The 14550-nt window shown below is 69.0% G+C and carries 14 protein-coding genes; 12 read left to right on the top strand and 2 right to left on the bottom strand.

Annotation, left to right across the window (positions count from 1 at the left end; translation table 11 throughout):
• The first annotated feature begins 9 nt into the window (after positions 1–9).
• The 9 genes from ABD05_RS14670 (at position 10) to ABD05_RS14630 (ending at position 10718) form a co-directional block, all read left to right on the top strand.
• Positions 10–285, top strand: a complete 276-nt coding sequence (locus tag ABD05_RS14670; protein WP_047900746.1) for a hypothetical protein — start codon at positions 10–12, stop codon at positions 283–285.
• On the top strand, positions 282–1103 hold the full coding sequence (locus ABD05_RS14665; RefSeq protein ID WP_047900745.1) for a hypothetical protein: 822 nt from the start codon (positions 282–284) through the stop codon (positions 1101–1103). The genes ABD05_RS14670 and ABD05_RS14665 overlap by 4 nt, the downstream gene beginning before the upstream one ends.
• Positions 1100–2518 carry a S8 family peptidase gene (locus ABD05_RS14660; RefSeq protein ID WP_047900744.1) on the top strand — a complete coding sequence of 473 codons (1419 nt, stop codon included), beginning with the start codon at positions 1100–1102 and terminating at the stop codon, positions 2516–2518. The genes ABD05_RS14665 and ABD05_RS14660 overlap by 4 nt, the downstream gene beginning before the upstream one ends.
• Before the next feature lie 197 nt (positions 2519–2715).
• Positions 2716–4521, top strand: a complete 1806-nt coding sequence (locus ABD05_RS14655) for a hypothetical protein (RefSeq protein ID WP_148669088.1) — start codon at positions 2716–2718, stop codon at positions 4519–4521.
• A 27-nt stretch (positions 4522–4548) separates the two neighbouring features.
• Complete coding sequence (locus ABD05_RS14650; protein ID WP_238594078.1) at positions 4549–5583, top strand: hypothetical protein; 1035 nt, start codon at positions 4549–4551, stop codon at positions 5581–5583.
• Between the two features lie 25 nt (positions 5584–5608).
• Positions 5609–7018, top strand: a complete 1410-nt coding sequence (locus ABD05_RS14645; RefSeq protein WP_047900742.1) for a hypothetical protein — start codon at positions 5609–5611, stop codon at positions 7016–7018.
• 15 nt (positions 7019–7033) lie between these two features.
• Complete coding sequence (locus tag ABD05_RS14640; RefSeq protein ID WP_047900741.1) at positions 7034–8233, top strand: hypothetical protein; 1200 nt, start codon at positions 7034–7036, stop codon at positions 8231–8233.
• Positions 8234–8239: 6 nt separating this feature from the next.
• Positions 8240–9202, top strand: coding sequence for a hypothetical protein (locus ABD05_RS14635; protein ID WP_047900740.1), 963 nt, complete (start codon positions 8240–8242; stop codon positions 9200–9202).
• 1 nt (position 9203) lies between these two features.
• A complete protein-coding gene (locus ABD05_RS14630) occupies positions 9204–10718 on the top strand; it encodes a hypothetical protein (protein ID WP_047900739.1) in 1515 nt (504 codons plus the stop codon).
• 55 nt (positions 10719–10773) lie between these two features.
• Here ABD05_RS14630 and ABD05_RS14625 read toward each other — a convergent pair whose 3' ends face one another.
• A complete protein-coding gene (locus tag ABD05_RS14625; RefSeq protein WP_148669087.1) occupies positions 10774–11262 on the bottom strand; it encodes an adenosine-specific kinase in 489 nt (162 codons plus the stop codon).
• Positions 11263–11402: 140 nt separating this feature from the next.
• On the opposite strand from ABD05_RS14625, the gene ABD05_RS14620 reads away from it, so the two are divergent.
• On the top strand, positions 11403–12389 hold the full coding sequence (locus ABD05_RS14620) for a cysteine synthase A (RefSeq protein WP_047900738.1): 987 nt from the start codon (positions 11403–11405) through the stop codon (positions 12387–12389).
• A gap of 101 nt (positions 12390–12490) precedes the next feature.
• Positions 12491–12976, top strand: coding sequence for an aminoacyl-tRNA deacylase (locus tag ABD05_RS14615; RefSeq protein ID WP_047900737.1), 486 nt, complete (start codon positions 12491–12493; stop codon positions 12974–12976).
• Between the two features lie 491 nt (positions 12977–13467).
• Here the strand turns inward: ABD05_RS14615 and ABD05_RS37555 are convergent, their stop codons facing one another.
• Entirely contained in the window at positions 13468–13830 is a 363-nt protein-coding gene (locus ABD05_RS37555; protein ID WP_148669086.1) for a hypothetical protein, read from the bottom strand.
• Here ABD05_RS37555 and ABD05_RS14610 point away from each other — a divergent pair.
• Complete coding sequence (locus ABD05_RS14610; RefSeq protein ID WP_047901229.1) at positions 13829–14530, top strand: energy transducer TonB; 702 nt, start codon at positions 13829–13831, stop codon at positions 14528–14530. The two genes, ABD05_RS37555 and ABD05_RS14610, sit on opposite strands and share 2 nt — an antisense overlap.
• The last annotated feature ends 20 nt before the right edge of the window (positions 14531–14550 follow it).

Below are 14550 nucleotides of genomic sequence, written 5' to 3'. Positions count from 1 at the left end.
ACCGCCGCCATGCAACGCGCTCCGTTTTTCGCCAGCCTCGCCGCGATCGCGTCGGCCGCGCACGCGACGATCGTGTCGCCGGATCGCGCGCTGCACGCGCGGGAGATGGTGATCGAATTGCCGCTCGAACTCACGTGGGCGCGCACGGCCGCCGGCTGCGAACTGTTCGCGAATCCGCCGCGCTGGCGCTGGCCGACCGCGTTCGACGCGCCGCTCGCGCGCGTGTCGATGACGTGGTGCGAAATGCCGCGCAGCGCCGCGGACGACCCGGGGACACGGCGATGAGCGCGAGCGACAGCCTGCCGATCGAACTGTTCATCCAGGCGCTGACGACGCAGCTCGATCACGCGCAGACGGCGATGGCGGTGAAGGCGCAGAACCTGAACCTGCCGCTGACGTTCGCGGTGAAGGACCTGTCGCTCGACCTGCGCACGCACGTCGAATTCGTGCAGAGCGAAGTGCGCATCCGGCCCGCCGGGCCCGGCGACCACGACGCGAGCACGATCCGGCTGTCGCTGACGACGATCACGAAGCCGATGATCGAGGAGAACGCGCCGCTGCCGTCGACGCGCAACAGCGAGCCCGCGCTGCGCGACGTCGTCGGCAACACGCTGAGCGACGAGGAGCAGCGCCGGCTCGAATGGGCGGGCGTGCAGACCGCCGAGCAACTGAGGCGCTTCGAGCAGGGCGGCGAGCGGGTGCTCGAACGCGTGGCGAACCTGCCGGTCGAGCGGCTGCGCGCGGCGCTCGCGCGTGCGTCGGAGCCGCTCGTCACGCACGTCGAGCCGATCTTCCGCGACGGCAGCGACGGCGCAGGCGGCGATGCCGCGCCCACGGACGCGCCGGCGGCGCCGCCGTGGATGCGGATCCGCGGGCGCAACCTCACGGCAGGCGGCACGCCGCGCGTGACGATCGGCGGCGAGCCGGTGAGCGTGCTCGATGCGCGCGACGCCGAGCTGATCGTCGCGCCGGCCGCGCATCAGCTCGCCGGCGAGGTGGTGGTCGATCCGGGCAACGGCCGCACCGTCGCGCAGGCGTTCGATTTCGCATCGGCGCCGGCGCGGGCGGTGCGCGCCGGCGCGCCGGAGGAGGGGACGCGATGAGCGCGCCGGCTCCCTGGCTGCCGCACGGCGCCGGCTACGCGGTGCCCGGCGCGCTGCTCGTGAAGCTGCGCGTCGGCGAGGCGCCGCCCGCGGTGCCCGCGCGGCTCGACGTGATGCGGCGGCTCGGGGCGCCCGCGCAGGGGCTCGACGGCGGGCCGATCGACCGGCTGCTGCGGCATCACGGCGGCGCCGCACGGGTCACGCGCGTGTATTCGGCCGCGCAGTCCGTGCACCGGCCGGGCGCGCGCCATCTCGGCTACGACGACGTCGAGCATGCGCTCGGGATGGCCGCCACGTTCCTCGTCGAAGTCGACCGCACGACGCCGATCGGCACGCTGGTCGACGCGCTGCGCCAGTTGCCGGCGGTCGAGCACGCGTGTCCGCACTGGATCGCGACCGCGCCGTTCGAGCTGCCGGCGGCGGCTGACCTCGACGGCGCGTGGGCGCCGCGCGTGCGCGTGAACGGGCCCGACGCGCTGGCTTACGAAACCGGCGATCCGGCGATCGTCGTCGCGATCGTCGACACCGGCATCGCGCCCGTCCATCCGGAATTCGTCGACCGCTGGCGTGCCGGCTTCGACACGGTGCAGTTGAGGGACACCGATCTCGCGGCGGGCGTGACGCTGCTCGGCGATCACGCGCGCTTCGACCGGCGGCCGTACGACCCGTTCGTCGGCCACGGCATGGGCTGCGCCGGGATCATCGGCGCGAGCGGCGCATGCCTGCCGCCGGGCCTCGCCGGCGCGGCGTCGCTGCTGCCGATCCGCGTGCTGGGCGCCGCGCGCCTGCCGGGCCGGCCGGACCCGGTCGGCATGGGCGCGCTCGCCGACATCGACTGCGGGATGAAGATCGCGGTCGATCTCGGCGCGAAGGTGATCAACATGAGCTTCGGCACGCCGGATTCGGCGCTCGCGAACGGCGGGGCGAAGCCGCACGAGGACGTGGTGCGCTACGCGCTCGCGCACGGCTGCGTGCTGGTTGCCGCAAGCGGCAATTCCGGCCGCGACGAGGCGTTCTGGCCGGCCGCGTTCGACGGCGTGATCGCGGTCGGCGCGGTGGACGCGTCGGGCCGGCCCGCGCATTTCACGACGTCGGGCGCGCACGTCGCGCTGTGCGCGCCCGGCGAGCGGATCGTCACCGCCGCGCTGCGCGGCTACCAGTGCGCGACCGGCACCAGCTTCGCGGCGCCGTTCGTCGCCGGGGCCGCCGCGCTGCTCGTCAGCCGCGCGGAGCGGCGCGCCAGCCCGATCGACGGCGCGACGCTCCGCGCGCTCCTCGTCGAAAGCGCGAGCCCGTTTCCGGGCGGAAGCGCGCCGGGCTACGGCAGCGGCGTGCTCGACGTGCGCGCGGCGCTCGCGGCGCTCGACCGGCGGATCGACCGTGAAGAGGACGACGCGGACGCCGACGACGGATAGCAGGTCACGCCGACCGGAGCGCCCACCGGATCCGCGCCGGGTGGGCAGTCTAGGCACAGCGCGGAGACGGATCCGGCGGGCAGCGAGCGGCGGATCGGCATTGCAGCGGGGCGGGATTGAATCGACGTATCAGCCTTGCATGGGACCCGACCGGGCGCTGAAGCGCCCGGTTGAGTCGACATCAAATCGAAAGGAGCATGACCATGGCCACACAGGTGATCTTCACCGACCTGGGCTCGGCGGATGCGGCGAAGCGGCTGACGCTCGAGGGGCGGCAATCCGAGCTGAACCAGGTCGCGCAGCAGCGCGCGCTGATGCCGCAGGAACTCGCGGAACTGGCGCGCATCACGCAATGGCTGTCCAAGGTCGAACCGCCGCTGTTCGATCCGCTGTATATCGCGATCGCGAGCTACAACACGACGAGCGATCCGGTGCATGGCCTCGATTTCAGCGCGCTGCCGATCCAGCCCGCGATGCAGGCCGACGGCACCAACGCGTTCGGGATGGAAGCCGGCAGCCCCGCGGGCGACCCCGCCAGCTATCCGGACGACGGCGTGCAGATGGCCGCCGTGTACGGCTACCTGTCGGCCGACAGCGTGCAGCCGCCGGCGGTCCTGCTGACCGAGATCACGCCGAGCCAGCTCGCGAAGATGGTGCCGAACGCGGCGTCGCCGCGCGGCCTGCCGCCGATCCTGTCGCACCTGACCGATCCGTCGCGGATCCTCGGCATCGACACGTCGGACCCGGTCTACCGTGCCTTCAGCGAGGCCTATTTCAAGGCGATGGGCGAGTTCAACGGCTGCAAGGCGCTCGCGACGCTGGTGTTCCCGATTCTCGTCACGATCGGCGCGACCAACGGCTCCTTCGAGGTCGACGCGACCGAATACGCGCAGGTGCTGCGCATCCTGATCGGGCGCGGGATCGACGAGCACGAGCCGCAGCTCACGCGCAAGGTCAACGAGGCGCTCGACGCGGTGCAGAACGTCGCGAACGGCGGGCCGACGTCGCAGATCAGCATCGACCTGCCGGACCTCGAGGCGTCGACCAACACCGAGATCATCGCCGACAACATCCGCGCGATGCAGCCCGCGTACTTCTCCGCGATGTTCGAGGAGCTGAAGGTGTTCCAGGTGGTCGACAAGCTCGCCGAGCTGTTCCAGAACGGCGTGCTGCCGATCGGCCGCGGCAAGGCCGGCGACTACCTGTACGCGTACTGGAAGAACACGCCGAACCGCATCTCGGAAGCCGAGCGGCGCAGCTTCTACGCGCGCACGCTCGGCGTGCCGGGCGGCGACGACGGCGGCTCGCCGAACCGAGACTTCAACGACCTGTGGCTGCGCTTCGTGTCCGCGGTGTCGTCGTACGTGCGCCAGCAGCGCGTCGACGACCTGCTGCGCGCGCGGATTCCGAACCCGGTGAGCCAGCAGCTCGTGCGCAAGTCGGGGCGCGACATCGCGAACAACCTGTCGGTGCACGGCTACGGGATGGCGTATTTCATCGCGACCGAGCTGCAGCAGCTGATCAAGGATTTCATCGGACTCCTGTCGGATCCGGACATCATGCTGTCGTACGGCGCGAAAGACATGTGGGGCGTGATCGACCAGGTCGCGACGCTCGAGCTCGGCGGGGCGAAGAACAGCGTGAAGTACCGGACGATGGCGACCTCGGGCGCGATCGTCATGGCGTGGCTCGCGAAGAACACGGTGAAGCTCGGCCGCTCCGGCTACGACGTGATCCTCGACGACAACGCGATCCGCTTCCCGGTGCCGCGGCCGGCAGGCGTCAGCGCGATGGTGTCGCCGACCGACTACGACCTCGTGAACGCGTGCGACCAGTGGCTCGCGGTGACCGGCACCGAAGAGACGCGCATCGACCAGTATGCGCAGGCGCACGAGGCGCCGATGACGACCACACGGCCGATCCAGATTCCGTCGATCGCGCGCGACCTGCTCGATTCGGTCGGCGTGCCGGCGATGTCGCTCGGCACCGGCTACCGGCACTGAACGGAGGCAACGATGTCGCAACGACCCATGTCCCACGCCATCGTCGAGCGGTTGCGGCGCGCGGCGGGCCAGCTGGGCACCGCGGACCCGACGCCGTTCGTCAGGCCGCTGATGGACCGCACGTTCGCGCTGCCCGAAGGCGACCGCCAGTACGCGGACAATGCGCTGACGCCCGGCACCGCGCCGTTCGAGCCGTCGTTTTCCGAACTGCAGCCCGGCGTGCTGCGCTTCACGATCGAGCCGCTCGGCCCCGGCGCGTCGGGGCAGGACCGGCGCGACGAGGCGACCCGCGAGATGCGCCGGCTCGTGCGGCCGTGCTTCGGCCCCGACGCGCTTCGCTGGTTCGACCAGCGCAGCGAGGAATGGCGTACGGCCGGCTCGGGCACGATGCTGAACTACGGCGCGTTCTTCGGCAATTCGTTCGATCGGGACGGGCTGTATACGTCGAAGGTCTATTACGAGATCGGCCCGCACCAGATGCGCGCGCTGCCGCTCGAACTGCTCGATGCGGCAACCACCGTGCAGCAGATGCTGCCGCAGGCCGTGCCGTTGTTCACGACGATCGGCTGCCAGCGCGAGCGCGGCCAGCAGCGCCTGACGTTCCTGCATCGCGGGGCGTTGCGTCTGCGCGAGCTCGGCCCGGTGCTCGAACAGCTGCGGCTGGGCCATCAGTTGCCCGGCATCATGCAGATCCTCGGCGTGGCGCTCGGCGGCCGCTTCGACCTGCCCGAGCGCTCGGTGCTGCTCGCGATCGGCCATACCGACGACGGCCCCGAGTTCGAGATCTACGTGCTGCTCGGGATGGTGCCCGACGTGCCCGCGAATTTCCTCGACCTGCTCGCACTGGGCCTGACCGAGCGGCCGCGCGAACTGCAGGCGCTGGGCCGCTGGCTGCGCGCGTTCACGCCGGAGCGGGAAGACTGGCCCGGCCATTTCTCCGTGCTCAGCATCCACGCGGCCGCGCATTCGCCGCCGCGCGTGAGCCTCTATCTGCGGCCGGTCGAGTTCGAGATCAGCGACCGGATGGAGGCGCGCCGCGAACGCGAGGACACCGGCACCTGACACCCATCGCCCAGCGAGGCCAACCATGAACCACGTCCAGCCCGAGCGCGGCACGCACGCGAGCACCGGCCCGGCTCCGGCGGCCGTCCCGCGCGCCGAGGTGCGCCATGCGGTCAAGGATCTGCTGCAGCAGAGCCAGGCGTTCCGGCGCCTGCCCGGCCACGTCCAGCAGCAGATCGCGCACGACACCGCGCAAATCGCCGACTACCTGGCGGCACCGGAGGGCATTCCCGGCCACACGCTCGCGAGCAGCCGCGTCAGCGCTCAGGCGCTCGACAACCCGCCCGGCGCGGACCAGTACCAGACCGACCGGCAGGCCGTGCAGGCGATCGGCGCGCAGAAGTTCAGGGCGGGCGCCGCGCGCGAAGGCGCGGAGGTCGCCGGGCTGTTCCTGCAGAAGGTCAACTTCCCGACCTTCGTCGCGAAGCTGATCCAGGGCGTGTTCCATGCGATCGTGCAGACGTCGATCGAGCAGATGGAGGCCTACGGCAAGCTGGTGGCGAGCGTCGCGCAGTCGCTCGACAACTTCCGCGACGACAACGTCACGCCGAACCAGGGCCGCGACCATCTCGTCGAGCAGTTCCCGGACATCTTCCAGATCGGCGTCACCGACGGCAACGACGGGCAGTCGCAGCCGCGCCTGCAACTGCGCGACGACGTCGACGAGGATTCGGCGCTCAAGCGCGTGAACGACAAGCTGGCGTCGACGGGCACGAAGATCACGAGCCTCGACACCGAGGACGACGACAACGAGCGCGCGCTCGTCGAAGCGGCGCGCACGCACGTCGCGACGGGCCGCCAGCAACTGCTCGCGACGATGGTGCTGATGGGCATCAACCGGATCGTCGTGACCGACGGGCGGATCTCCGCGAAGATCATGTACGACTTCCAGGCGCAGGATTCGCGCAAGCTGCGCCGCAGCGCGACCGCGTACGACTACGCGCGCGACCAGTACGGCAACGTGCAGAAGTCCTACGGATCCGAAGGATCGTACGACCGCGGCGCCAGCCAGGGCTCGGGCGACGGCAGCCAGGATTCGAGCCAGAGCCCCGACCAGCAGGATCGCGATTCGAGCTGGTACACGAAGGGCACGTACAAGTACACCGAGACGCCGATCGTTACCGCGATGAGCGCGGCGTCCGACACGCAGGACGAGTCGCTGAAGGTCAAGGCGACGCTCGCGGGCACGGTCGACGTGAATTTCAAGAGCGACTATTTCCCGCTCGAGAAGATGGTCGATCCCGCACAGATCGCGCAGCTCCAGCTTGCGGCAGTGCCGGGACGCGGCGCCGGCGGCACGCGCGCGCCGGCCGGGGCGGCAGGCGCTGCGACGCCAGCGGCGGGCACGGGCGCCGTCACGGGGGCAGCCGCGACGCCTGGCGCGGGCGCGGCGGCACCGGGCAGCGCAGCGGCCGCGCCCGCGCCGGCCGCATGAGGCGACGGATTCGTCATGACCGCACGCTCAGCGCCCCAAGCGTGGGCGGACGATACAACCCTCGGGGTGGTGCGCCCGAAGGTCCGCGACATGCTGCTCGCGGTGCCGGCGTTTTCGCACCTGTTGCCGGCCGAGCAGCAGGCGATTGCGTCGCAGATGGTCAAGGTCGCCGCGTACATGGCCAACCCCGACGGCGCGCTGGCGGGCACGCAGCCGGCCGCACCGCCGGTCGCGGCCGCACAGGCCGACAACGTCGCCGAGGCGGGCCGCCGCGCGACCGAGAATCGCGGCTTCGCGAGCAAGCAGTTCGATGCGGCGGCGGTGCGGCAGGGCGTCCAGCAGTTCGGCGAGCTGGTGCAGAAGGTCGACTTCCCGAAGTTCGTCGGCGGGCTGATCCAGAACGTGTTCCAGGCCATCGTCGATTCGTCGATCCAGCAGATGCGCGCGTATGGCGAACTGCTCGCGAACGTCGCGAAGACCGTCGACGAGTTCGCGCAGGACAACATCAGCGAGAACAACGCGCGCGACTGGCTGTCCGGCAAGTATCCGGACGTGCTGGACATCGACACGACCACCGAGGACATGGCCCAGGCGGACGGTGCCGCGGCGCCGGCGCCGCAACCGGTGCTGGTCGCGAAAGGCGACGATCCCGCGGCGGGCCTGCAGCGCATTTCCGGCGACCTCGGCCTCGCCAAGCCCGTCACCGACATCTCGAGCCCCGAGGACGAAACCCGGCTCGTGCTCGCCGCGCGGCAGCAGATGGCACGCTCGCGCCAGCAACTGCTTGCGTCGATGGTGATGCTCGGCATCAACCGCATCGTGATCACCGACGGCCACATCAACGCGAAGGTCGTGTTCGACATGCGCGCGTCCGATACCGCGGGACGCGTCGCGAAGGCGTCGTTGTACGACCTGCAGCACGACACGTCGACGACGACCGCGAGCGCGAGCACCGGCGGCTGGTTCAATCCGATCCAGGCCGGCATCAGCTCGACCGAGACCAGCGACCACATGGCCACGGTGTCGTCGGCCGTCGACGACACGTCCGAATCGAAGGCCCAGGTGAAGGCGCAGTTGAGCGGTGAAGTTCGCGTGAACTTCAAGAGCGACTATTTCCCGATGGAGAAGCTGGCGAGCCCGGACATGATCGCCGCGATCCAGGGCAACTCCGTGCCGCAGCCGCAGCCGAAGGCGGCTGCCGCGGCCAAGCCGTAAACCGTCATGGCCCCGTTCGACATCGCTCCGTCATCGTGCCGCGTCGACGTGCGCGGCCAGCCGGTCGAGCTGGCGGTCGCGCAGGCGCTGGATCTCGCGCGGCTCGCGGAAACCGCGGGCTTCGCGCTCGCGTTCGACGTGCTCGGCGACATCGCGTTGCCGCCCGCTGCCGCCGTTTCCGGCGCGACGGACGCCGCGCACCTGAACGCGATCGCCGCGCTGTATCTCGCGTCGGAACTCGAGAACACGGAGCTCGTGAATGCGGCCCAGGCGCTGTGCGGCGTCGCGATGGCGGGCGGTCTCGCCGCCGACCTGGGCGACGCCGCGAACGATCTCGCGACCTTCTGGCACGGACGCAACCAGCGCGCGAGCGCGGCCGAGCGGCACGCGTTCTACGTGCACCTGTTCGGCGACGACGCACAGGCCGGCCGCGCCGATGCCGTGCAGGCGGACGCCGGCGAGCGTTTCGAGATGGCGTTCATCGACCTGTGCGAGGCGCTGTGCCGGCTCGACCCGGCGCTGCCGCCGGACGGGTCGGCCGATCCGGCACAGGCCGCGCAGGTCTCGCTCGCGGCGCGGCAGGTGCTCGACATCCTGATGGAGCGGGGTGCGGGCATCAGCGCATTCATGGCGGGCGACATCCTGTCGACGGTGCAGGCCGCGATCCGGCTGCTGCAGCATCCGTCCGTGCAGCGTGCGTTCGGCGTGCGCGCGCTGTGGGATGTGGTGCGGGTGCTCGCGCAGCGCTACCTGCGCACGCGGCCGGTGATCGAGCCGCGGGTCGAACGCGCGAAGGCCGGCTTCGCGGTGCTGACGTGGCTCGCGTCGACCGGCTCGCAAGGCCTGTACGCAGGGGACGCAGCGACGCCCGTCGTCGCGCCCGGCGATCCGGTGCGCGCGAACGCGACCACCTGGCTGCAGTCGAGCCTGGACCTGAGCGAAAAGCTGGGCAGCGCGGCGGGCGGTTGACATGCGAGCCGATGCCCGCGCCCCCCAGCCGCTGCCCGAGGTGCGTCTCGCGGTGCGGGACCTGCTGTCCCGTGCGCCGGGATTTCGCGCGCTCGCGCCGGACGACCGCAGGACGCTGTCGCAGGCGCTGGTGCGCGTGTGCGCGGCCGCGATGAACCTGCTGCTCGAGGAAGCGCGCAGCGACGCCGACGCGCGTCGCGTGCAGCGCACGGCCGGGCCGGAGGGGGCGCCGCGCCTGCCGGCGGCGACCGCGCTCGCCAACGCCGGACAGGCGTTCAGCGGCATCGCGACCGACAAGCTCGCGAGCACGACGCAGCGGATCCTGAACGCGGTGTCGTTTCCGCGCTTCGTATCGGACCTGATCAACGGCGTGTTCAAGGCGATCACCGACTCGAACCAGCAGCAGATGCAGTCGTTTCTCGACCTGCTGCGCAACGTCGCGACGACCACCGACGATTTCGCCGACGCGAATCTCGGCCCGGATCGTGCGCGGCAATGGCTGGTCGACAGCTTCCCGGGCTCGTTCGAGCTGGCCGGCGACGACACGTCCGGCGACGACGGCGGCGACCGCTCGCCGGGCGATGCGAATCCGTCGCGCACGGTGCGCCTGAAGGACGGCGCGGCGATGCCGCCCGACGGCGCGTTGCGCGCGGTGCTCGGGCTGGGGCCGAACGAATCGGTGCCGAGCGGCGATCCGGAAGCGGTGCTGCTGCCGTTCGCGCGCCGGGCACTCGCGCAGCAGCGCCAGCAACTGCTGGGCACGATGGTGATGCTCGGCATGCAGCGCATCGTGATCGAGAGCGGCCGGCTGAACGCGTCGATGCGTTTTCACATCGACACGCGCAGCGCGGCCGCTGCGGACGAAGGCAGCCGCTTCGATTTCCAGAACAAGATCGACGCGAAGGGCAGCTTCAACGTCGGCGTCTGGGGTGCGGAAGCGAAGATGAGCAACACGATCGCGTACGTGTCGACGCAGAAGACCCAGACCACCGAGGAAATGAACACGGACCTCGACCTGAACTCGGGCGTCGAGCTGTATTTCAAGACCGACTACCTGCCGCTCGATCGCTTCGCGGGCAAGGGGCAGGTCGATCGCATCAAGGCCAACACGCTGAATCCCGACGCGGAGGAGAAGGCCGCGATCGCGGCGCGCGGCGAGCGCGAGGCGAATGCGGACAAGGCGCAGGCGTCGCGGCTCGCGGCGCTGGACAAGGAGCTTGCGCCGCCCGCGGATGCCGGGGCCGCACCGGCTTCGCCGGGTACGCCCGCGCCGGCCGCGCATTCCGGTGCGGCAGGTGGAACGGGGGCAGCGGGTGGGGCCGGCGGGTCCGGTGGAAGTGGCGGCACGGGCACGACGGGCGGTGGCACGGCCGCGGGCGGTGCCGGTGCGGCAGGCAGTACCGGCGGCGGCACATCGGCCGGGCATCCCGCGCCGCACGCGAATCCCGCGACGCCCGCCGCGGGCGCGCCGCACCCGGCGGCGAGTCACGGTCAAGCCGCGGCGTCTCATGCATGAACCGGGCCGCAGAGGAGGGGCGGCATGCGCTTGGAGCAGCTCCCGCGACCCGCGTCTACGCCTTGTATCCGATCGTGCGCAGCAGATCCTTGCGCCAGCGCACGTCGTCGTCGTTCTCGATGCCGAGCGGCGGAAAGCCGTCGACGACGCCGACGATCCCGCGTCCTTGCGCGGTTTCCGCGACGATCACGTCGGTCGGGTTCGCGGTCGCGCAGTAGATCCGGCAGACCTCGGGCACGGCCTTGATCGCATTGAGCACGTTGACCGGATAGAAACCGTCGCCGAGGAACACGATGAAAGCATGACCGGCGCCGATCGCAAGGGCGTTGCGGCACGCGAGTTCGACGAGCGCCGCATCGGTGCCGGAACGGCGCACGAGCCGCTTGCCCGATGCCTCGCAGAACGCGAGCCCGAAACGGATGCCGGGCACGGTGCCGACCAGCGTCTCGTGGATGTCCTCGACGGACTTGATGAAGTGCGACTGGCCGAGGATGAAATTCGTGGCCTCGGGCTTGTCGACGGCGACGGTTTGCAATTGCAGCATGGCGGACCTCGTCTGGCGATGCGGCGCGCGCCGCAATGGGCTCTCCAAGCTTAGTACGCGGCGGCCGGCGCCGAAAGCGGCGGGCGCGTCCTATCCTTCGTTGTGTATGGCGCGCGAGCGCGAGGGCAACGGAGGGGAACATGGACGTGCGACAAGGCTTCGTCGACTGCGTGGGTCGCACACCGCTGATCCGGCTGGCGAAGCTCAGCGCGGAAACGGGCTGCGAGATCCTGGGCAAGGCGGAATTCATGAATCCGGGCGGATCGGTGAAGGATCGCGCGGCGCTCTACATCATCCGCGACGCCGAGCTGCGCGGCGCGCTGAAGCCGGGCGGCACCGTCGTCGAGGGCACGGCGGGCAACACGGGCATCGGTCTTGCGCATATCTGCGCGGCGCGCGGTTATCGCTGCGTGATCGTGATTCCCGATACGCAATCGCCGGACAAGATGGCGATCCTGCGCACGCTCGGCGCCGACGTGCGCCCGGTGCCGGCGGCGCCGTACCGCGACCCGAACAATTATCAGAAGATTGCCGGGCGGCTTGCGGACGAACTCGACAACGCGGTATGGGCCAACCAGTTCGACAACGTCGTCAACCGGCAGGCGCACTACGAGACGACCGGGCCGGAAATCTGGCGCGACACGGCGGGCACGGTCGATGCATTCGTCTGCGCGACCGGCACGGGCGGCACGCTGGCGGGCGTGAGCCGCTACCTGAAGGAACAGAATCCGGCGGTCCGGATCGTGCTGGCCGATCCCCACGGCAGCGGGCTCTATGGTTACGTGAAAACGGGCGACCTCAGCGCCGAAGGCAACTCGATCACCGAAGGCATCGGCTCGACGCGCGTCACCGCGAATCTCGCGGGCACGCAGATCGATGACGCCGTGCGGATCGATGATACGCAGTGCGTGACGATGGTCTACCGGCTGCTGCGCGAGGAGGGGCTGTACGTCGGCGGGTCGAGCGGCATCAACGTCGCGGCGGCGGTCTGGCTGGCCCGCCGGATGGGCCCGGGGCACACGATCGTGACCTTGCTGTGCGATCGCGGCGACATCTATCGCGCGCGGCTTTTCAACCGCGACTGGCTGCGCGAAAAGGGGTTGGATCCGGAGCTGGATCCCGAATGAGGAAGGGTCGACGCGGCGATTTCCATCGGCCGAAATGCGACCTATGCTGAACAAATCCGGAGCGAACTCCGTTCGCCCGATTCGCCCAGACGAGGTGTGCCATGCCTGTATCTGCCACCCTGCAGGATTGCCTGCGCCAGAAGTCATCGCGGTACGAAGTCGTGTACCACCCCTATAGCCATACGAGCATGGAGACGGCCGCCGCCGCGCATATTCCCGGCGATCGCCTCGCGAAAACCGTGCTCCTCGAGGACGACGAGGGCTACGTCGCCGCCGTGTTGCCGACGACGCACGCCGTGCGCCTGTCGGATCTCTGGGTGAAGACGGGCCGCCATCTCGTGCTCGCCCGGGAGGTCGAACTGCGCGAACTGTTCAAGGATTGCGACATGGGCGCGCTGCCGCCGGTCTGCATGGCGTACGGGATGAAAACGTTCCTCGAGGAACGCCTCGCGCAGCAGCCGGATGTCTATTTCGAGGCCGGCGACCACGAAGCGCTGATCCATATGACGCAGGACGAATTCCTGATGCTGATGGAAACGGCCGAGCGCGCGCATTTTTCGCACAAGATGCAGGGCATGCAGTCCTGATTGCGCGGCGCGTGCGGTGACGCGTGGGGCCGGCACGCACGCGTGCGTGCCGATGCGTGGCGACGTGTTCGTGCGCCGGGATGTCGCGTGTCATCAGCGAAAGTTAATTCGATATCCAAATCAGTTTGGCGGACTTTCATATGATGAAGGTCCGCCTTCTATTTGTATCGGATTGCAGATCAATTTTGAGGCGAACCATTCGTGCGATCGACGTGTCCCGGGAGCGGTGTCGGCCGACCGGGGCAGGTGAGCCGAGGCACTGGACCGCCGATTCCGGCGTTGGCGACGCGAAGGGGCGAGCCTTGCGCGTTGCTTCCGGAGTGGGCCATTTTGGTGCGGAGCCTGAAATATCCGGATATTTATGTCGAAAGGATTTAATATTCGATTTGGTATATATCCATACAAATCGATTACCGTTTCAATAATAAAAGTTGGATTTCTGCTTACCGAAATATTATTTGAATAAATCCTCCAAACTTTGTATTCGGGCATCAAATAAAGTTTGACGGCAAAATTTTTTCCTTGCTATCTTCTGCACCCAAGTGAACGGCGCCATTGACATCACCGCGTAACGAACGGCGAATCGTCATACGAATACGAGGTCGCGCCAGCTCAGCTGACAATTGCCTGACCGTGCAGGCGCGTGGATTTCCGGTATGACACCGGGCCGCGCCGGCCGGAACGATTCCTTGAAAACGAATGAATTGGAATTCGAATTTGATTCTTTCAATTCGGATTGCCAATTGAATTTGAAATGAAATATTCGGGTTGATGCGGTGGCGATGCCGACCTGGCTCCGCAGCCGGCAGCAACCCGAAACTGGGCGAATCGCTTGGGGGATGCATGGTGGGCATGAAAGTCGAAGAACGTCTGGCTACTTCGAACAGCGGACTGGCTACGCTGGGGCGTCCGCGAGAGTTCGGCAAGAAGCAGCAGAATCCGGTGCGCCGGTTCGGCGGCATCGGAATCGTCCTGGTGCTGCATGCAGTGCTGATCTACGCATTGCTCAACGGCCTCGCGACGAAAGTCGTGCAGGTGATCCAGCATCCGATCGAAACCCGCATCATCGAGCCGGTCAAGCCGCCGCCGCCACCGCCGATGCCCGTGGTCAAGCTCCCGCCGCCGAAATTCGCGCCGCCGCCACCGCCGTTCGTCCCGCCGCCGGAAGTGCCGGTGCAGGCGCCGCCGCAGGCGACGATCACGCACCAGGCGGCCCCGGTTCCCTCCGCGCCGGCCGTACAGGCGCCGGTCGTGGCGCCCGCTCCGGCGCCGGCCAAGCCGGTCAGCCATGACGTGGGGGTCGTCTGCCCGAATTCGGACACGCTGCGCGCGTCGATCCAGTACCCGAAGGAAGCGCAGGAAAACAACATCACGGGCGACGTGACGATCGAATTCGTCGTGGATGCGGAAGGGAACATCACGAACGAGCGCGTGGCGCAGTCCGCCGATCCGATCCTCGATCGCGCCGCCTACAACACCGTGAAACGGTTCAAGTGCGTCGCGCAGGGCCAGTCGGTGCGGGTCCAGGTGCCGTTCTCGTTCAATCTGAATTGATGCAGTGGGCGGTCCGGCGC

Origin of the sequence: Burkholderia pyrrocinia, assembly GCF_001028665.1 — a bacterium.
In the GTDB taxonomy this organism is placed as follows: domain Bacteria; phylum Pseudomonadota; class Gammaproteobacteria; order Burkholderiales; family Burkholderiaceae; genus Burkholderia; species Burkholderia pyrrocinia.
This window is presented reverse-complemented; position numbering and strand designations above follow the sequence as displayed.